Source organism: Pseudomonas sp. HMSC067G02 (assembly GCF_001813485.1).
GTDB lineage: Bacteria > Pseudomonadota > Gammaproteobacteria > Pseudomonadales > Pseudomonadaceae > Pseudomonas > Pseudomonas aeruginosa.
In genome coordinates this window covers 41,879-60,171 of sequence record NZ_KV812637.1, presented here as the reverse complement: position 1 = coordinate 60,171, position 18,293 = coordinate 41,879, and the positions used below count along the sequence as shown (strand labels likewise).

Sequence of the window (18,293 nt, the reverse complement as noted above, 5' to 3'; positions counted from 1 at the left end):
AGAAATGCAAGGAGAAACGCCATGAAAGCGACTATGGTCCTGACCCCGCTGGCCCTGGCAATGGCTGCAGTGCTGTCGGTATCGGCCTACGCCGGAAACGAAGGTGGCTGGCACCCGCCGAAACCCAACCCGCAGTCGAACAACAAGGGCGGAGCCACGGCCCTGGTGGTGGATACGCAGCAGAACTACAGCAACAAGGTCAGCAACTTCGGCACGGTGAACAATGCCTCGGTGAGCGGCTCGATCAAGGATGCCTCGGGCAACGTCGGGGTCAACGTCGCCGCCGGCGACAACAACCAGCAGGCCAACGCCGCCGCGCTGGCCAGCGCCGACGCCAGCTTCGTGTTCGGCACCGCGACCGCCAGCACCAGCGTGCTGCAGAGCGGCTACGGCAATACGCTGAACAACTACTCCAACCCCAACACCGCATCGCTGAGCAACTCGGCCAACAACGTCTCGGGCAACCTGGGCGTGAACGTCGCCGCCGGCAACTTCAACCAGCAGAAGAACGACCTGGCCGCCGCCGTCTCCAACGGCCAGTACAGCACTGCCGGTAGCGCCGCGTCGCAGACCTCCACCGGCAACACCACCGTCAACAGCGCCAACTACGCCTATGGCGGCACCTACGTGTCGCTGAAGCTGAACGCCGACGGCAGCTACAAGGGCACCTCCGACCAGATCGGCAACGTCTACCTCGACACCTGGGAAGGCCAGACCCATCCGGGCGGCAGCAATACCGGCCACATCGACGTGGACAGCCAGGCCCAGGGCGCCAAGGACCTGAACCACGACGGCGGCGCGTTCGCCTTCAAGGAAAAGGGCGACGTCGACCTGAAAGGCACGGTGTCCGGCTTCATCCCGGCGATCGTCGGCTTCAAGACCCCGGTCACCAACAACGCCAGCCTGAGCAACTCGTTGCAGAACGTCTCGGGCAACGTCGGGGTGAACATCGCCGCCGGTGGCGGCAACCAGCAGAGCAACTCCCTGTCCATCGCCGCCGGTTGCAGCAGCTGCCCGGCCGGTGGCGAGAGCCTTGGCTTCTGATCCTGGCCCAGGGGTTCCGGCGCCAGCCGGAACCCTTTTCCATCCGACACAGGAACCGGCCATGCGCACGCTCATCCTTTCCCTGCTGCTGCTCGTCGACCTCACCGTCCAGGCGGCGACCCTCGGCTTTCCCGCCCTGCCCGGCGGCGGCCTGGTCTACAAGCAGGTGCAGAGCATCCGCGAGCGGCGCTTCGCCGACCTGGTCGAGCAGAAGACCGATTTCAGCTGCGGCGCCGCGGCCCTCGCGACCATCCTGGAGAAGGCCTACGGCGCCCCGCTCGACGAGCAGGCGGTGATCCAGGGCATGCTCGCCCACGCCGACCCGGAGATCGTCCGCACCCAGGGCTTCTCCATGCTCGACATGAAGCGCTACGTCGAATCCATGGGCATGCGCGCGCGCGGCTACCGGATCGAGGCGGCGCAACTGGAACAACTGAAGATCCCCGCCATCGTGCTGATGGAAATCCGCGGCTACAAGCACTTCGTCGTCCTGCAACGCACCCAGGGCGAGTACGTGTACGTGGGTGACCCGGCGCTGGGGCACAAACGCTACGCGCTGACAGAGTTCGCCAAGGGCTGGAACGGCATCGTCTTCGCCGTGATCGGCCAGGGATACGACCGCGGCAATCCGCTGCTGACGCCGCCCGAACCGCTGACCGCGCGCAATCGCCTGGACCGCTTCAAACCGGTCAGGGACGCCGAACTGATGGAGTTCGGCTTCATCCAGAGCGATTTCTTCTGATCGCAGGAGCCGGATGCTCCGGGAGCACGCCATGTACCCGCACCACTGCTTCGTCCTCGCCTGCTGCCTGGGCGCTGCGCTGCCCGCCCCCGCCAGCGACCTCTTCTCCCCCGCCGAACTGAGCGACCAGGAGCTTTCCCAGTTGCGCGGGCGCTACGTGCTGCCGGGGCGGATCGTCAGCTTCGGGGTGACCATGAGCAGCACCTGGCAGAACGCCAGCGGCCAGGTCCTCGGCGCACGCGTCGACCTGCAGGTGCGGCAGAACCTGGCGCGCCCGGTCCTCAACGTCACCCTGGTCGATCGGCCAGGCGACGCCCCGCCACCCGTCGCCGGCAACGGCCAGGTCCTCGGCGGCGCCGGACTGGCGCAGACCCAGGGGGTCAGCCAGAGCATCCGCACCGCCGGCGACCACAACAGCGCCAGCAATGGCGTCAGCATCGAGGTCCGCCACGGCGAGGCGCCGCCGCCACTGCCGGGCGGCACGCCGCTGGAAGGTGCGCTCGCCCTCAGCGGCGAGGCCGGGACGGTGAAGGTCACGCCGAACGGCGGCGCCCTGCAACTGGCGATCCAGGCCAGCGGCCAGGGCGCCAGCCTGCAAAGCCTCGGCGCCGGCGGCCTGGTGCAGAGCGTGGCGCTCAGCGGAAACCGCAACCTGGTGCAGAACCTGGCGGCGCTCGAGGTGATGCTCAAGGACCGGCCGGGCGCCGATCCGGCACTGAATTGCGCCTGGGAGCAATTGCGCGCGCTGCGCCCCAGCGGCTACTGAAAGTTGATCTAGTCTGAAATCACTGTGCTATCGGAAGGCCATAAAAACGGAACGGCAAACATGACCCAGACACTCTCGCTGCGAGCTGTCCTCTGCGCCACCACCCTGGTTTCCCCGCTCCTGGCGCAGGCCGCGACGGAGTCCGAGGTCGAGGCGCTGAAGAAGGAACTCCTGGAGCTGCGCCAACGCTACGAGGCCCAGCAGAACGCCCTGATGGTCCTCGAACAGCGCGTGCGCCAGGTCGAGGCGCAACCCCAGGCGCCGCAGCCGCAACGCCTGGTCAAGTCGATCCAGCCGCCGGCGCAGGCGCGCAACGACGCCAACGCGGTCGCCGGCACCTACGGCGCCAGCCTCAAGGACGATGGCGCGCCCGCGCCCAGCGTGGAAAACATCTACCAGGACGCCAGCGGCTTCTTCGGCGGCGGCACCTTCAGCCTGGAGACCGGCCTCACCTACAGCCACTACGACACCCGCCAGTTGTTCCTCAACGGCTTCCTGGCGCTGGACTCGATCTTCCTCGGCAACATCGGCGTGGACCAGATCGATGCCGACATCTGGACCCTCGACCTGACCGGCCGCTACAACTGGAACCAGCGCTGGCAGGTGGATATCAACGCCCCGGTGGTCTATCGCGAATCGACCTACCAGTCCGCCGGCGCCGGCGGCTCGACCTCGCAGATCACCGAGAAATCGGTGACCGGCGACCCACGCCTGGGCGACGTCAGCTTCGGCGTCGCCTACAAGTTCCTCGACGAAAGCGAGAGCACCCCGGACGCGGTGGTCAGCCTGCGGGTCAAGGCGCCCACCGGCAAGGATCCCTACGGCATCAAGCTGAAGCAGGTACCGGGCAACAACAACCTCAACGTGCCCGACGACCTGCCCACCGGCAACGGCGTCTGGTCGATCACCCCGGGCATCTCGCTGGTGAAGACGGTGGACCCGGCGGTGCTGTTCGGCAGCCTGTCGTATACCTACAACTTCGAAGAGTCGTTCGACGACATCAACCCGCAGCAAGGCGTGAAGACCGGCGGCAAGGTCAAGCTCGGCAACTGGTTCCAACTCGGCGTCGGCGTGGCCTTCGCGCTGAACGAGAAGATGAGCATGTCGTTCTCCTTCTCCGAACTGATCAGCCAGAAGAGCAAGGTCAAGCAGGACGGCCAAAGCTGGCAGACCGTCAGCGGCAGCGACGCCAACGCCGGCTACTTCGGCCTGGGCATGACCTATGCGGTGAGCAACAGGTTCAGCATCGTGCCCAGCCTGTCCATCGGCATCACTCCGGACGCGCCGGACTTCACCTTCGGCGTGAAATTCCCCTACTACTTCTGAGGGGCCACCGTTCGAGCCTGGGCATGCCTTACCCCTCGAAGGGATGCGTGAGCCTGGGAGCGATCCTCGCCTAGCTGCGCAGGGCGGATAACGCCGCAGGCGTTATCCGCCGGTAGCAACGGCACCGTCCCTCTCAAGCCTCGCCAGCGAGCGCCCGCTCGACTTCCTCGCGCGAGGGGATCGAGGTCTGCGCGCCGAGGCGGGTCACCGAGATCGCCGCGGCGGCCTGGCCGAAGCGGATCGCCGCCGCCTCGTCGAGGCCGCGCGCAAGCGCCGCGGCGAAGCCGCCGACGAAGGTGTCGCCGGCCGCCGTGGTATCCAGCGCCTTGACCCGCGCCACCGGGAAATGCTCGACCCGCCCCTCGCCCACCAGCAGGGCGCCCTGGGCGCCGAGGGTGACGATCACCCTGCCGGCGCCCATTTCGCGCAGGCGCTCGGCGGCACGTCCGGCGCTCTCCAGGGAGTCCACCGGCAGGCGGCAGAGCAGTTCGCTTTCGGTCTCATTGGGGACCAGGTAGTCCACCAGCGGCAGCCAGTCCGCCGGCACGTCGCGGGTGGCCGGCGCCGGGTTGAGGATCACCGTCTTGCCCAGCGCATGGGCCCGGCGCAGCACATGGCCAACCGTCTCCAGCGGGCTTTCCAGCTGGCAGACCACCACCTGCGCCTGCTCCAGCAAGTGTTCGTGGCGCGCCAGCACGGCCGGCGACAGGTGGCCGTTGCCGCCGGCGACGATGACGATGGCGTTCTGGCTGCTGTCGTCGACCACGATCAGCGCCACCCCGCTGGACTCCCCGGCCACCCGCTCGACGCCCTGGCAGTCGATGCCCTCGGCCTGCAGCGCGCGGTACAACTGGTCGCCGTAGGCATCGTCGCCAAGGCAGCCGATCATCGCCACCCCAGCGCCGAGACGCGCCGCGGCGACCGCCTGGTTGGCGCCCTTGCCGCCGGGAATGGTGGTGAAGGACTGCCCGGCGAGGGTCTCGCCGCCCCGTGGCAGGCGCGGCGCGCGCACCACCAGGTCCATGTTCAGGCTGCCCACCACCAGTACTTTCGCTTGCATCGTTGCGTCCTTGTTCCAGCCTCTCTCTAGCGAGGGCGCCCCCGGCGCCCGGTTCAGACCCGCACCAGCGGCGGCGCGGTGGATTCGCGCAGGACCAGCGCCGGCGCCACCACCCGCCGCTGCATCGGCTCCTCGCGCTCGGCGATGCGTTGCAGCAGCAGTTGCGCGGCGATCTCGCCAAGCAGGCGGATCGACTGGCCCACGGTGGTCAAGGCGGGAAACACGAAGCGGCTCAGCTCGATATCGTCGAAGCCGATCACCGACAGTTCGTGCGGCACCCTGATATTCAGCTCCGCCGCGGCGCGCAGCACGCCGATGCCGATCATGTCGTTGCCGGCGACGATCGCCGTCGGTCGCTCGCCCTCGCCGCCCAGCAGGCCGAGCGCCGCGTGGTAGCCGCCGGGGCTGCTGAACTCGCTTTCCAGCAGCCACTGCGGGCGCACCTCCAGGCCGGCCTTGGCCATCGCCCGCCGGTAGCCCTCGACCCGCAGCGTCGAGACCTTGGTCGACAGCGGCCCGCCGATGCAGGCGATGTCGCGATGGCCCAGTTCGAGCAGGTGGCGGGTCGCCAGGTAGGCGCCCATCTCATGGTCGATCTGCACCCGGTCGGCTTCCACGCCTTCCACCTCGCGGTCGACGATCACGGTCGGCGTGCGCATGTTCGCCAGTCCCTTGGCCAGCGCGCCGTCGCCGCCGGCGGACGCCAGGACCAGGCCGTCGATGCGTTTCTCCTGGAGCACGCGCAGGTAGTTGGCCTGCTTCTGCGGGTTGTCGTCGGAGTTGCAGAGGATCACGCAGTAGCCGTTGCGCTCGCAGCAATCCTCGATGCCCCGCGACAGCTCGGCGAAATACGGGTTGGTACTGTTCGGCACCAGCAGGCCGATGATCGAGGTGGTGCGCACCTTCAGCGAGCGCGCCACCGCGCTGGGCACGTAGTGCAGCTGCGCGATGGCGTCCTCGACCTTCTTGCGCACCGCGTCGCTGACCGGCCGCGTCCTGTTCACCACATGCGATACGGTGGTGAAGGAAACCCCCGCCATCGCCGCCACGTCCTTCATTGTCGCCATCGTTCAGCCCTGTCTGCGGGCGCGATGGCTGCGGTAGGTATCCAGCACCACCGCTACCACGATCACCGCCCCGGTAATGATTCGTTTGGTCGGCTCCGACGCACCGATCTGCGCCAGCCCCGCCGCCAATACGGAAATGATCAGCACGCCGAAGAAGGTGCTGACCACCGAACCTCGCCCGCCCATCAGGCTGGTGCCGCCGATCACCACCGCGGCGATGACCTGGAGTTCCAGGCCGACCCCGGCGTTGGGATCGGCCGCTTCCAGACGCGAGATCTGGAACAGCGCGGCCAACCCGGCGAGCAGCCCCATCAGGGCGAATACTGCAATCTTATAGGGTTTCGGGTTCACACCGGCCAATCGCACCGCTTCTTCGTTGGTGCCGATGCCGATCAGGTAGCGGCCGAACACCGTGCGGGTGAGCACCGCCTGGGCGGCGAACATCACCAGCAGGGCGATCACGAAGGCCGGCGAGATGCCGAACGCCAGCGGATTGGACAGCCAGGCATAGGCGTCGCCGATATAGGCCGTGCGCGAGTCGGTCATCTGGTAGGCCAGCCCACGGGCCATCTCCAGCACCCCGAGGGACACGATGAACGAGGGAATCCGCCAGGCCACCGTGATCGAGCCGGTGACGCAGCCGGCCAGGGTCGCGCAGGCCATCCCGAGCATCGCCGCCGGCAGCACGCCCCAGCCCCAGCCGAGCGTCGCCAGGCTTACCGCCGAGGCCGCCAGGGCCAGCACCGAACCTACCGAGAGATCGATGCCGCCGACGATCAGAATGAAGGTCATGCCCACCGCCAGCACCACCAGGTCGGGGATCTGGTTGGCGATGGCGAGGAAGGTGCCATAGCTGAGGAAGTGGCTGCTCAGCGCCGAGAACAGCGCGATCATCGCCAGCAGCGCGCCGGCCAGGCCGAGGTAGGTGCCCAGGCCGAAATAGTTGCCGCGTCGCAGGGTTGGCGCTGCGGCGGCGGTAGCGGAAGACGTCGGGTCGCTCATTTCTGGTTCCTTGCGTTGCGTGTTCACGACGTCGCCAGCAGCGCGTCGCGTTTCTTGTAACCGGCGAAGGCCGCCGCCAGCAGCGCGTCCTGGGTCCAGGCATCGCGCTCGAAGGTGTCCACCATACGTCCCGCCGAGAGCACGCCGATGCGATCGCAGATCAGCATCAGCTCGCGCAGGTCGCTGGACACCACCACCAGCGCCTTGCCCCGGCGGGTCAGTTCGGCGAGCAAGGCATAGATGTCGAACTTCGCGCCGACGTCGATGCCCCGGGTCGGCTCGTCGAACAGCAGCACCTGGCAGTCGCGTTCCAGCCAGCGGCCGATCACCACCTTCTGCTGGTTGCCGCCGGACAGTTCGCCCACCGCCTGCGCGGTGTCCGCGCAGCGCACCCGCAGCGCCTCCACCTGGCGCCGCGCCAGGGCCTCCTCGCGGCGCCGGTCGATCACCCCGTGGCGCGCCAGCGCCGGCAGGTTGCCCAGGGCCAGGTTGGCGCTGATCGACTGGTCCAGCAGCAGGCCCTCGCCCTTGCGGTCCTCGGTGATCAGCGCCACCCCCTGGCGCACCGAGTCGGCCGGCGAACGCAGGCTCAGGCGCTGCGGCGGATCGCCGAGCAGGACCTGCCCACCGTCGGCGCGGTCGGCGCCGTAGATCAGGCGCAACAATTCGGTGCGCCCGGAGCCGATCAGTCCGGAAATGCCGAAGATCTCCCCCGCGCGCACCTCGAACGACACCTCATGCACCTTGCCGCGCCGGCTCAGCCGCTCCACCCGCAGCAGCGGCGCACCGGTCTGCCGTGGGCCCAGGTCGAAGCGCTCGCCCAGGTCGCGGCCGACCATCAGGGTCACCAGTTGGTCGGCGTCGTAGCGCTCGATCGGCTCGACGCAGACCAGGCGGCCATCGCGCAACACCGCGATGCGCTGCGAAATCCGCGCCAGCTCTTCCAGGCGATGGGAGATGTAGACGATCGCCACGCCGCGTTCGCGCAGCCGCTCGACCTGCTCGAAGAGCATGTCCACTTCGCGCGCGGTAAGCATCGCCGTGGGTTCGTCGAGGATCAGCAAGCGGCAGTCGCCGATCAGGTTGCGGGCGATCTCGACCATCTGCTGGTGGCCGATGCCGAGGTCGCCGACCAGCGTGTCGGGATCGATCGCCTCCAGGCCGACCTGGGCCATCGCCTCGCGGGCCGCCGCGCGCAGGCGCCGACGGTCGATCCAGCCGGCGCGCCGGGGCAGGTCGTGGAGGAACAGGTTCTCCGCCACCGACAGGGTCGGCAGCAGGTTCAGTTCCTGCATCACCATGCGCACGCCCAGCGCCTCGGCCTCGCGGCGGCTGCCGGGGGCGTAGGGCCGGCCGAGGAGTTCCAGGCTGCCGACGCCGGGACGCTCCAGGCCGCCGACGATCTTCGACAGGGTGCTCTTGCCGGCGCCGTTCTCGCCGGTCAGGGCCAGCACCTCGCCGCCGAACAGTTGCAGGTCGATCTCCGCCAGCACCGGCTGCGCGTAGGTCTTGCCGACCCCGCGGATGCTCAGCAGCGGCAATGCGTCGCTAGACATGGGAAGGCTCCATCTGACGGCTCAGGGCGCGGTCACCAACTCGACAGGCGTCTCGACCACGCCGTCCTTCTCATGTTCCGGGGTTTGCCCGGCGAGCAGCTTGAGCGCGGTCTGGATACCGAACACCGCCTGCTTCGCGGCGAACTGGTCGGCAGTGGCCAGCACCCGGCCATCCTTGAGCATCGGCTTGATCGCCTGGATATTGTCGTAGCCGACCACCTTCACCTGCCCGGCGCGGCCCGCCGCGCGCACCGCCGATACCGCGCCGAGGGCCATGCTGTCGTTGCCGGCGAGCAGCGCCTTGAGGTCCGGATGCTCGTTGAGCATCGCCGAAGCCACCGCGTTGCCCTTCTCGATTTCCCAGTTGCCCGACTGCAAGGAGACGATCTTCATCCCCGCCGCGTCCATCGCATCCCTGAAGCCGGCGGTGCGCTGCTGGGCATTGGTGGTCGTGGAGACCCCTTCGATGATGCCGACCTCGTCGCCGGCCTTCAGTCGCTTCGCCAGGTACTCGCCGACCAGCCGCGCGCCCTTGCGGTTGTCGGGACCGACGAAGGGCACGCCGATCTTCTTCGCCTGCAGCACCTGCGGGTCGAAGCGGTTGTCGATGTTGACCACCACGATGCCGGCGTCCAGCGCTTTCTTCACCACCGGCACCAGCGCCTTGGAATCGGCCGGCGCGATCACCAGTGCGTCGACCCCGGAAACGATCATCTGCTCGACGATGCGGATCTGGCTGGAGGTATCGGTCTCGTCCTTGATGCCGTTGGAAACCAGTTCGAACCGGTCGGCATGCTCCTTCTGGTAGGCCTTGGCGCCGTCCTCCATGGTCAGGAAGAACTCGTTCGCCAGCGACTTCATCACCAGCGCGATCCTGGGCTTCTCGGGAGTTTCCGCGTGGACGGCGGACAGGGGCAGGAACGAGGAACAGGCAGTCAGCACAACGGCAGCCAACAGGCGCCGGGAAGCGACCCGCTTCATGGTGTATCCTCCAGCTTTTCTTATCGTTGTATTGAGGCTTTTCCAGGAGATTATCCAGACGCAAACGTTTGCGTTAGGTGAATATGCGTCGATCTGACAGATTCTGTCAATCGCCATGAGCAACTGTCGCGAACCGGTCGGGATCGGTTGGATTCTAGTTCGCTACGGCTGGGAAACGCAGGATATTTTGCTTGGCCGGCACATCTCCCGCCGCCCGCTCAGCGCAACCGGTGCTTGTGCAACAGGCGGTAGAAGGTCGGCCGCGACACCCCGAGCATCCGCGCGGCCACGCTGAGGTTGTCGCCGTAGCGGGCCAGCGCGTCGCACATCGCCTGGCGCTCGGCGCAGAGCTTGTAGACCTCCAGGCTGGACAACGGCGGGCCGTCGCCGCGCGCGCATTCCAGGCCGAGGTCCTGGGCCTCGATCTGCCGCCCCTCCGCCAGGACCAACCCGCGACGCACCCGGTTGGCCAGTTCGCGGACGTTGCCCGGCCAGGCGTGCATCGCCATCGCCGCCAGCGCGTCCTCGCTGAAGCGGCGCGGGCGGCGGCCGGTCTCCAGGCTGTAGAGCCGGGAGAAATGATTGGCCAGCAGCGGCAGGTCCTCGCTCCGTTCGCGCAACGGCGCGGTGCCGACCTGCAGGACATTGAGCCGGTAGTAGAGGTCCTCGCGGAAGGTCCCGGCGTCGATCGCCGCCTCCAGGTCGACATGGGTCGCCGCCAGCACCCGCACGTCCACCTCGACCGGCCGGTTACCGCCGACCCGCTCGATCTGCTGTTCCTGGAGAAAGCGCAACAGGTTGGCCTGCAACTCCAGCGGCAGGTCGCCGATCTCGTCGAGGAACAGAGTGCCGCCGTCGGCCGCCTCGATCCGTCCGACCTTGCGCTGGTGCGCGCCGGTGAAGGCGCCCTTCTCGTGGCCGAACAGCTCGGACTGGATCAGGTGCTCGGGAATCGCCCCGCAGTTGATCGCGACGAACGGCTTGTCCGCGCGCCGCGACTGCCGGTGCAGGGTACGCGCGACCAGTTCCTTGCCGGTGCCGCTCTCGCCACGGATCAGTACCGGCGAGTCGGTCGGCGCCAGCTTCGCCAGCAGCCGGCGCAGGTCGCGTACGGCCAGGCTCTCGCCGAGCAGTTCGTGCTCGCCCTCGGCATCGCCGGGCACCGTGCCGCGCCCGCGCAGGCGGGCCATGCCAAAGGCGCGGCCGAGGGTCACCTGCACCCGCGCCATGTCGAACGGCAAGGTATGGAAGTCGAAGAACCATTCGCAGACGAAATCGCCGACGCCATTCAGCGGCAAGGTGTCCGGGCTGAGCACGGCGATCCACTCGGTGCCGCTGCGGCTGATCAGGTCCTTCACCGTCTCCGGCCGCTCCAGGTGGAACGGCCGCAGGCGCAGCAGGCCGACGTCGCAAGCGCGTTCGCGCGCCGTTTCCAGCGCGCAGCTGTCCACTGCCCAACCCGCCTCGCGAAGGCCCGGCAACAGGCGCCGGCAATCGTCGCACGGGTCCACCACCAGCAGACGGCGGAGGTTCGATGCATCTAACATGTGTGCTCCTTTGCGGCGCCAATTCTTTGAACCGTCATAAAAACGGCATGTTGGCGCTCTGAAAGGAAAATCTAGCAATTTTTTGACGCGCGAAAGTGAATCTTTGTTTATATCGCCAATGCCGAAATCGTCTTATCAGTCGTAGCCGCGACGCTTGACTTCCAGGCGCCGGACGAACTCCTCCAGGACCAGCTTGTAGAGGTCGTCGCCGAGGTAGACATCCTCCACCCCGCAGTCGATGTTCGGGTTGTCGTTCACCTCGATCACCACCACCTTGTCGCCGGCCTGCTTCAGGTCTACCCCGTAGAGGCCGTCGCCGATCAGGTTGGCGGTCTTCACCGCCAGCTCCACCACCTTGCGCGGCGCCTCGTGCACGGGCATGGTGCGGAAATCGCCGCTGACCTCCTCGGCGTCCGGGCTGTGGTCGTAGATCTGCCAGTGGCCCTTGGACATGAAGTACTGGCAGGCGAAGATCGGCTTGCGGTTGAGCACGCCTATACGCCAGTCGTACTCGGTATAGAAGAACTCCTGGGCAAGGATCAGCACCGAGCGCTCGAACAGCTCGGCGCTGGCCGCCAGCAACTGCTCCTGGTCCTCCACCTTGATCACCCCGCGCGAGAAGCTGCCGTCGGGAATCTTCAGCACCAGCGGGAAGCCCAGGCGCTCGCCGACCTTCTCCAGTTCCTGGGGGTTCTCCTTGTAGAGAATCTCCGTGGCCGGCATGCCCAGCTTGTGGCTGCGCAGCAGATCGGCCAGGTACACCTTGTTGGTGCAGCGCAGGATCGACACCGGGTCGTCCATCACCACCAACCCTTCGCTCTCGGCCTTCTTGGCGAAACGGTAGGTGTGGTCGGCGACATTGGTGGTCTCGCGGATGAACAGCGCGTCGTACTCGGCGATCCGCGAATAGTCCTTACGCTCGATCAGGTCGACGTCGATGCCGAGGCTGCGGCCGACCCGCACGAAGTTCTTCAGCGCTTTGGCATCGGACGGCGGGAACGCCTCGCCGGGGTCGTGGAGGATCGCCAGGTCGTAGCGGAACGGCTTGCGCGAACGCGGCTTGCGCCAGATCTGCCGGCTGAAGCTGTCCAGGGCGTTGGCGAAGAGGTCCTCCTGATCCTCGCGCAGCTTGTGGATGGCGCCGGGCTTGATGCCCTCGATGTGCCAGGTGCGGTTGCGCTTGAACTCCACCAGCAGCAACGGGCAGGGAAACGCCTCGAACAACTGTCGCGCCAGGTCCTGCAGCGGCTCGATGTCGGTACGGCCGAAATACAGGGTCAGGGTGAAACCATCGGTGCTGCCGTAGGGGTGCGCGGCCAAGGCCTTGTCCAGGGTGCGGTCGAGGTCTTCCAGGACCAGGCTGTACAGCGACTTCCTGGCCAGCTCGCTGATCGTCCGCACCGAGGGGATCACCTTGTGCCCGCGCGCCTCGGCGAGCAGCGAGCAGTAGTAGCCATGGCGCAGGTACTTGTAGTGCCGGCACAGGTTGATCACCTGGACCCGCTTGCCGGTGTCGTCGTCGATGGGCAATTCCAGGTATTCCTGGGCAGTGACCACATCCTCGCTGGGGTAATAGGACGTCCAGTCTTCCTGGCGTTCCACGATGATGAACAGCTTGCTCACGACACCTCCCGGGGGGACAGCGAAACCACGGCGCATTCGGAACCGGCTTGCCGGCGCACGCATCCCGGCCAATACTCGGCGGGAGTCCCTTGCGAAACCGCTCTATGGCGCCTGCCAGCAAACCGAAGCGTACAGCACCCATTACAGCACGCCCGCGCGGAAGTTCCCGCCCGCAGCCGTGGAGACCGCTATGAACCTGACCCTCCGCCCGGCCGGCGCGGACGACCTGTCCGCCCTGGTCGAGCTGGAAAACCGCTGCTTCGACTATGATCGCCTGTCCCGCCGCAACTTCCAGTGGATGCTCACCCGCGCCCACGCCAGCCTGACGGTAGCCGAGGGCGACGGCGGCGTGCTCGGCTACGCCCTGGTGCTGTTCCACGAAGGCACCTCGCTGGCCCGCCTCTACTCCATCGCCATCGACCCGCGCGCCCGCGGCATCGGCCTCGGCCAGAAGCTGCTGGAAGCCGCCGAGCAGGCCGCGCGGGACAACGACCGCGCCTACATGCGCCTGGAAGTGCGCCCGGACAACCGTGGCGCCATCGCCCTCTACGAGCGCAACGGCTACCGTCCCTTCGCCACCGTGCGCGACTACTACGAGGACCACAGCGAAGCGCTGCGCTTCGAGAAACGCATCCGCAACCCCGGCCACGACCAGCGCCGCCACGTGCCCTTCTACCGGCAGACCACCGATTTCACCTGCGGTCCGGCCTGCCTGCTGATGGCCATGGGCGCGCTGCAACCGGAGCGCCAGTTGACCCGCCGCGAGGAACTGCGCCTGTGGCGCGAGGCGACCACCATCTACATGACCGCCGGACACGGCGGCTGTAGCCCCCAGGGCCTGGCGCTGGCCGCCTGGCGGCGCGGCTTCCGGGTCAAGCTGGTGCTGTCCGCCAGCGGCCCGCTGTTCCTCGACGGCGTACGCAACGAAGACAAGAAGGCGGTGATGCGCCTGGTCCACGAGGACTTCTGCGAGGAACTGGACGCCTCGGGCGTCGAGCAGAAGCGCTCGGCCAGGCTCGACATCCCGCGCCAGCTGGCCAGGGGCGGCCAGCCGCTGGTGCTGATCAGCAGCTACCGCCTGACCCGCTCCAAGGCCCCGCACTGGGTGCTGGTCACCCACTACGACGAGGACTTCGTCTACCTCCACGATCCCGACGTCGACCACAGCCAGCACCGCCAGCCGCTGGACTGCCAGCACATCCCGGTAAGCCACGCCGAGTTCGACAAGATGAGCCGCTTCGGCCGCAGCAAGCTGCGCGCGGCGGTGATCCTGTTCAACCCGGAATGATCCGCATCGCCCCGCCCTGCGGCGGGGAGATGTTCTCGCCTATCAATCAATTCCATCGATAGTGGCTAGTGAGACTATCCATTTTTCATTCGCCAACGCCGATGTTTACATAGTCGCCAGATCCCCGAATAACCAGAACGGAACTGGAGACGACACCATGAGCTACTCCGCCAAATCCTTCTCGGCCCTGATCAATGCCATGCGCGCCGACGGCATCACCCGCCTGGAACAACTGGCCCGCCAGCCCTTCCGCAACGCCCAGGGTTTCTGGAGCGCGGAGGCGAAGAAATGAAAGCCCTGCTCGACCGCCGTACCGATCCCACCTGGATGCTCTACGCCGCAATCATCGCCTGGCTGGCCTTCTCCGGTCTCTGACCGGCAGGCCACCGGCGCCTCGCCCTGCCGTTCCACGACGCTCCGGCGTCCACCTTTCTCCGGTGAAATACCGAGCTTTCGTCGCCAACATCGCCAGGCGAGGCCTGCGCAAACGTTTCACCCGTTCGCTGTCAAGAAAACCTTGTCAAAAAAGCTGATAGCAGCTTGCCAATATGCCAACGCCTTGGCATAACGGTGCCAAAAAAAGGCCTACAAGGACGTTCCTGATGCGCACCGTGAAAAAGGCTCTGCTGGTTGTCGGCGTGATCGTGCTGGCGGTCGTCGGGGTGGTGGTCTACTACGTCGCCAATCCCAACCTGCCCCACTACCAGGCGCCGAGCGAGGTACGCTACCTGCCGCAATGGAAGGACGAGGCCCGCCAGCGCTTCTACTACACGCCCCAGGGCACCCTGGTGAAAGGCCTGCACTACGACTGGTTCACCGCCCTCGAACTGCCCTTCTCCGAAGAACCCTTCGCCGCCCCCGAATACCTCGCCCGCTTCGGCTTCCTCGTCGATCCGCAGCAGAAGGCCAGCGACCTCAACCCCGGCAACCTGCCGGTGGGCTTCAGCCAGCACCGCGACGAGAAGACCGGCACCCGCTACCTGGACATCACCTGCGCCGCCTGCCACACCGGCGAACTGCGCTACCAGGGCAAGTCGCTGCGCATCGACGGCGGCGCCGCCATGCACTCCATCGCCGCCACCGTGCCGACCCTGCGCGGCGGCGCCTTCGGCCAGGCGCTCGGCGCGAGCATGGCCGCCACCTACTACAACCCGTTCAAGTTCAACCGCTTCGCCAGGAAAGTCCTCGGCGAACGCTACGAACAGGACAAGTCGCAACTGCGCGCCGACTTCAAGGCCGTACTCGACACCCTCCTGCGCACCGCCTGGAACGACACCCGCCGCCACCTCTACCCCACCGAGGAAGGCCCCGGCCGCACCGACGCTTTCGGGCGCATCGCCAACAGCGTCTTCGGCGATGCCATCGACCCGAGCAACTACCGCGTCGCCAACGCCCCGGTGAGCTATCCGCAGGTCTGGGACATCTGGAAATTCGACTGGGTGCAATGGAACGGCTCGGCCATGCAGCCGATGGCGCGCAACATCGGCGAGGCCCTCGGCGTCGGCGCGCGCCTGCAGATCTTCGACGAGCACGGCCAGCCGCTGCGGGGCGAGCAGCGCTACGCCTCCAGCGTACGCCTGCACGACCTGCACGCCCTGGAAGAAACCCTGCAACAGCTGAAACCGCCGACCTGGCCGGAAGACCTCTTCGGCCGCATCGACCTGCAACGCGCCTCCCAGGGCCGCGCCCTGTTCGAAGCCAACTGCGCCTTCTGCCATGCACCCAAGGTGCAACCGGCGGAATACACCGCCCCCGGACGCAATCCCGAGTGGCGCATGCACATGGTGCCGACCGAGGTGATCGGCACCGACCCGACCACCGCCGACAACATCGCCGACCACCGCTACGACCTGCGCAAGCTCGGCTGGAGCGTCGACGAACTGGCGCGGATGAACGTCCAGCTGATCGGCGCCGATCCGCAGCAACTCGACCTCTCGCAACTGTCCTCGGCCAAGGGCCTGGCCTACATCACCGCCTTCGTCGAGCAGCGCGCCTACCGGGACGCCGGCATCCCGCCGGAACAGCAGAAGACCATGAACGGCTTCGACCTACCGATCGGCGTACAGGAACTGCGCGCCTACAAGGCCCGCCCGCTGGACGGCGTCTGGGCGACCCCGCCGTTCCTGCACAACGGCTCGGTGCCCAACCTGTTCCAACTGCTCTCCCCGGCCGCCGAACGCTCGCCGCAGTTCTACGTCGGCACCTTCGAATTCGATCCGAAATTCGTTGGATTCCGCACCGAGAAATTCCCCGGCGGCTTCCTCCTCGACACCCGTCTCACCGGCAACCGCAACAGCGGCCACGAATTCCGCGACGGCTGCCGGCAGAACGGCGTGATCGGCCGCGCCCTCAGCCCGGAAGAACGCTGGGCGCTGGTGGAATACCTGAAGGTGCTCGGCAACCCCGAATTCGAGCGCCGCCTGGTCCCGGCCCAGACCCCACCCTGGACGCCCGGCCCGAAATGCCCGGCGCCGGAGCAACGGACCGCGCAACGCTGAACCTGGGAAATGGAGAAGCGCGAGGCATGGCGCCGCCGCCCCTCTCCACCCCGAGCAGCCCCTCTCCCTTCAGGGGGGACGCCTAGCCAGAGGACGGGGAGAAGCAATCGTGGCGCACTCCCCGCCCAAGAAGAATAAAAGCCCACAGCCAACGCACACCACCAAGGACACCCACTCCATGCGCGCACTCCTCACCCACGCCTGGCTGTTCCTCGGCAAATGGCTCGGCCGCCTGCTCCTCCTGCTGCTGGCCGTCGGCCTCGGCGGCTGGGCCATCGGCAGCCTCTACTACGCCTGGAAATTCTCCGGCCCGGTGTCCGCGGAAGAGCAGATCGCCCCGGACGAAGCCCGCATCACCCAGGCGATCATCCAGGACGCCATCCGCGTGGTCGAACAGCACCGCGACAACACCCGCGTCCTGCGCGATGCCCACGCCAAGGCCCACGGCTGCGTGAAGGCCGAGTTCAAGGTACGCGCCGACCTCGACCCGACCCTGCGTCGCGGCGTGTTCGCCGAAGCGGGCAAGAGCTGGAACGCCTGGGTACGCTTCTCCAACGGCAACGCCTACCCGCAGTTCGACAGCAAGAACGACGCGCGCGGCATGGCCATCAAGCTGCTCGACGTGCCCGGCGAAAAACTCCTGCCCGGCCGCGGCCATGACGGCGAGCAGGACTTCGTCATGTTCAACCAGCCGGTGTTCTTCATCCGCGACATCGCCGAATACCGGCAGAACTTCGCCGCCCAGGCCGACGGCAAGAAAGCCCTGGCCTTCTTCCCCAACTGGAACCCCACCAGTTGGGAACTGCGCCACCTGCTGATCGCCCTGCGCACCCTCGCCCCCGCCCCGGACAGCCCGCTGCACGCCGGCTACAACGGCATCTCGCCGTACAAGCTGGGCGAACACAACATCAAGTTCCGCGTCGTCCCCGCCCCGGAGAAGTGCCCGGCCTACCAGCTACCGAAGCAGAACCAGGACCTGCCCAACTTCCTCCGCGCCGCCCTGTACCAGCAACTGTCCATCGACCGCACCCCCGCCTGCTACGCCTTCCAGGTGCAGCGCCAGGACCCGGGCAAGTACATGCCCATCGAAGACACCAGCGTCGAATGGAAGGAGTCGGACGCGCCCTTCGCTACCATAGCCGACATCATTGTGCCAGCTCAGGATTTCGATAGCCGGGAACAGAACCTGTTCTGTGACAACCTCTCGTTCAACCCCTGGCACGCGCTGCCGGAGCATCGGCCGATCGGCGGGATCAACCGGTTGCGGAAGGCGGTTTACGAGGCGGTCAGTGGGTATAGGTTGGGGAGGAATGGGTGAGGGGTTGGGTGGAAGGTAGCTGCGTATGGCGTCTCTCATGGGTGTCTATCATGGGTATTGATTTCGTCAATCTGGACTGGCAGAAAACGGCCAGTAGCTGTCGCTCGCCTATGGTTGCTCCAGATCTGAAGCCGTCATTAAGGGTTTAAAGCGGGGGCAACTCTCGCCGGGATTATCTCTGGACATCAGCGCTCCGCCCGAACAGTACAGGCCAGCGCTGTGAAGTTCGAAGCTGCTGCTGAAGAGGAGGCCTGAAGATTAGCCCGGGGCGAGACACCTGTTTACTGGCCATCTAAAAGACTGCAACAACCTGTTGGAAAGCTTGGATGCGCACAGCCCGAACTGCAACTAGAACCGGCAAGCACCTAAACGCACGTAGCGAACGAAACAAACCTTATGAAAAATGGCACTCTGCCATGTGATTTCGTCTAGTATTGGTAAGTGCGTAACAGAGAGGGCGAGACCTCGCTGTCGT

General features: G+C 66.7%; 15 protein-coding genes. 8 read left to right on the top strand and 7 right to left on the bottom strand.

Features of this window, described 5'->3' with window-relative positions:
* Window positions 1-21: 21 nt before the first annotated feature.
* The 4 genes from HMPREF2914_RS06925 to HMPREF2914_RS06910 all read left to right on the top strand — a co-directional run bounded on the left by HMPREF2914_RS06925 (window position 22) and on the right by HMPREF2914_RS06910 (window position 3,878).
* Window positions 22-1,044 carry a hypothetical protein gene (locus tag HMPREF2914_RS06925; protein WP_015503053.1) on the top strand — a complete coding sequence of 341 codons (1,023 nt, stop codon included), beginning with the start codon at window positions 22-24 and terminating at the stop codon, window positions 1,042-1,044.
* A gap of 61 nt (window positions 1,045-1,105) precedes the next feature.
* Window positions 1,106-1,786 carry a C39 family peptidase gene (locus HMPREF2914_RS06920; RefSeq protein WP_023091902.1) on the top strand — a complete coding sequence of 227 codons (681 nt, stop codon included), beginning with the start codon at window positions 1,106-1,108 and terminating at the stop codon, window positions 1,784-1,786.
* A gap of 13 nt (window positions 1,787-1,799) precedes the next feature.
* On the top strand, window positions 1,800-2,552 hold the full coding sequence (locus HMPREF2914_RS06915) for a hypothetical protein (RefSeq protein ID WP_023091903.1): 753 nt from the start codon (window positions 1,800-1,802) through the stop codon (window positions 2,550-2,552).
* A gap of 60 nt (window positions 2,553-2,612) precedes the next feature.
* A complete protein-coding gene (locus tag HMPREF2914_RS06910; RefSeq protein ID WP_023091904.1) occupies window positions 2,613-3,878 on the top strand; it encodes a transporter in 1,266 nt (421 codons plus the stop codon).
* A gap of 133 nt (window positions 3,879-4,011) precedes the next feature.
* On the opposite strand, the gene rbsK is transcribed toward HMPREF2914_RS06910, so the two are convergent.
* The 7 genes from rbsK to HMPREF2914_RS06875 all read right to left on the bottom strand — a co-directional run bounded on the left by rbsK (window position 4,012) and on the right by HMPREF2914_RS06875 (window position 12,714).
* On the bottom strand, window positions 4,012-4,938 hold the full coding sequence (rbsK, locus tag HMPREF2914_RS06905; RefSeq protein WP_003088307.1) for a ribokinase: 927 nt from the start codon (window positions 4,936-4,938) through the stop codon (window positions 4,012-4,014).
* A 53-nt stretch (window positions 4,939-4,991) separates the two neighbouring features.
* On the bottom strand, window positions 4,992-6,005 hold the full coding sequence (locus HMPREF2914_RS06900) for a LacI family DNA-binding transcriptional regulator (protein WP_003119158.1): 1,014 nt from the start codon (window positions 6,003-6,005) through the stop codon (window positions 4,992-4,994).
* A 3-nt stretch (window positions 6,006-6,008) separates the two neighbouring features.
* Window positions 6,009-7,007: an ABC transporter permease gene (locus tag HMPREF2914_RS06895; protein WP_003088303.1), complete on the bottom strand. Its 999-nt coding sequence runs from the start codon at window positions 7,005-7,007 to the stop codon at window positions 6,009-6,011.
* Between the two features lie 23 nt (window positions 7,008-7,030).
* A complete protein-coding gene (locus HMPREF2914_RS06890) occupies window positions 7,031-8,563 on the bottom strand; it encodes a sugar ABC transporter ATP-binding protein (protein ID WP_023091905.1) in 1,533 nt (510 codons plus the stop codon).
* A gap of 21 nt (window positions 8,564-8,584) precedes the next feature.
* The gene (locus HMPREF2914_RS06885) at window positions 8,585-9,544 is read right to left on the bottom strand and encodes a sugar ABC transporter substrate-binding protein (RefSeq protein ID WP_003088297.1); all 960 of its coding nucleotides are present in this window, start codon (window positions 9,542-9,544) and stop codon (window positions 8,585-8,587) included.
* A gap of 218 nt (window positions 9,545-9,762) precedes the next feature.
* Entirely contained in the window at window positions 9,763-11,091 is a 1,329-nt protein-coding gene (locus HMPREF2914_RS06880) for a sigma-54 dependent transcriptional regulator (RefSeq protein ID WP_003111270.1), read from the bottom strand.
* A 135-nt stretch (window positions 11,092-11,226) separates the two neighbouring features.
* Entirely contained in the window at window positions 11,227-12,714 is a 1,488-nt protein-coding gene (locus HMPREF2914_RS06875) for a RimK family protein (RefSeq protein WP_023091906.1), read from the bottom strand.
* Window positions 12,715-12,904: 190 nt separating this feature from the next.
* On the opposite strand from HMPREF2914_RS06875, the gene HMPREF2914_RS06870 reads away from it, so the two are divergent.
* The 4 genes from HMPREF2914_RS06870 to HMPREF2914_RS06860 all read left to right on the top strand — a co-directional run bounded on the left by HMPREF2914_RS06870 (window position 12,905) and on the right by HMPREF2914_RS06860 (window position 17,818).
* Complete coding sequence (locus HMPREF2914_RS06870; protein WP_003088292.1) at window positions 12,905-14,002, top strand: GNAT family N-acetyltransferase/peptidase C39 family protein; 1,098 nt, start codon at window positions 12,905-12,907, stop codon at window positions 14,000-14,002.
* A 157-nt stretch (window positions 14,003-14,159) separates the two neighbouring features.
* A complete protein-coding gene (locus HMPREF2914_RS32915; protein ID WP_003088290.1) occupies window positions 14,160-14,294 on the top strand; it encodes a hypothetical protein in 135 nt (44 codons plus the stop codon).
* A gap of 310 nt (window positions 14,295-14,604) precedes the next feature.
* Window positions 14,605-16,500, top strand: a complete 1,896-nt coding sequence (locus HMPREF2914_RS06865) for a di-heme-cytochrome C peroxidase (protein ID WP_023091907.1) — start codon at window positions 14,605-14,607, stop codon at window positions 16,498-16,500.
* 178 nt (window positions 16,501-16,678) lie between these two features.
* Window positions 16,679-17,818 carry a catalase family protein gene (locus HMPREF2914_RS06860; RefSeq protein ID WP_015503056.1) on the top strand — a complete coding sequence of 380 codons (1,140 nt, stop codon included), beginning with the start codon at window positions 16,679-16,681 and terminating at the stop codon, window positions 17,816-17,818.
* Window positions 17,819-18,293: the final 475 nt, after the last annotated feature.

What these genes read in the sequence shown, in the direction of transcription:
- HMPREF2914_RS06925 (WP_015503053.1), top strand. Translation starts at nt 22, where the DNA reads ATGAAAGCGACTATGGTCCTGACCCCGCTGGCCCTGGCAATGGCTGCA.
- HMPREF2914_RS06860 (WP_015503056.1), top strand. Translation starts at nt 16,679, where the DNA reads ATGCGCGCACTCCTCACCCACGCCTGGCTGTTCCTCGGCAAATGGCTC.
- HMPREF2914_RS06910 (WP_023091904.1), top strand. Translation starts at nt 2,613, where the DNA reads ATGACCCAGACACTCTCGCTGCGAGCTGTCCTCTGCGCCACCACCCTG.
- HMPREF2914_RS06900 (WP_003119158.1), bottom strand. Translation starts at nt 6,005, where the DNA reads ATGGCGACAATGAAGGACGTGGCGGCGATGGCGGGGGTTTCCTTCACC.
- rbsK (WP_003088307.1), bottom strand. Translation starts at nt 4,938, where the DNA reads ATGCAAGCGAAAGTACTGGTGGTGGGCAGCCTGAACATGGACCTGGTG.
- HMPREF2914_RS06880 (WP_003111270.1), bottom strand. Translation starts at nt 11,091, where the DNA reads ATGTTAGATGCATCGAACCTCCGCCGTCTGCTGGTGGTGGACCCGTGC.
- HMPREF2914_RS06915 (WP_023091903.1), top strand. Translation starts at nt 1,800, where the DNA reads ATGCTCCGGGAGCACGCCATGTACCCGCACCACTGCTTCGTCCTCGCC.
- HMPREF2914_RS06870 (WP_003088292.1), top strand. Translation starts at nt 12,905, where the DNA reads ATGAACCTGACCCTCCGCCCGGCCGGCGCGGACGACCTGTCCGCCCTG.
- HMPREF2914_RS06865 (WP_023091907.1), top strand. Translation starts at nt 14,605, where the DNA reads ATGCGCACCGTGAAAAAGGCTCTGCTGGTTGTCGGCGTGATCGTGCTG.
- HMPREF2914_RS06890 (WP_023091905.1), bottom strand. Translation starts at nt 8,563, where the DNA reads ATGTCTAGCGACGCATTGCCGCTGCTGAGCATCCGCGGGGTCGGCAAG.
- HMPREF2914_RS32915 (WP_003088290.1), top strand. Translation starts at nt 14,160, where the DNA reads ATGAGCTACTCCGCCAAATCCTTCTCGGCCCTGATCAATGCCATGCGC.
- HMPREF2914_RS06920 (WP_023091902.1), top strand. Translation starts at nt 1,106, where the DNA reads ATGCGCACGCTCATCCTTTCCCTGCTGCTGCTCGTCGACCTCACCGTC.
- HMPREF2914_RS06895 (WP_003088303.1), bottom strand. Translation starts at nt 7,007, where the DNA reads ATGAGCGACCCGACGTCTTCCGCTACCGCCGCCGCAGCGCCAACCCTG.
- HMPREF2914_RS06885 (WP_003088297.1), bottom strand. Translation starts at nt 9,544, where the DNA reads ATGAAGCGGGTCGCTTCCCGGCGCCTGTTGGCTGCCGTTGTGCTGACT.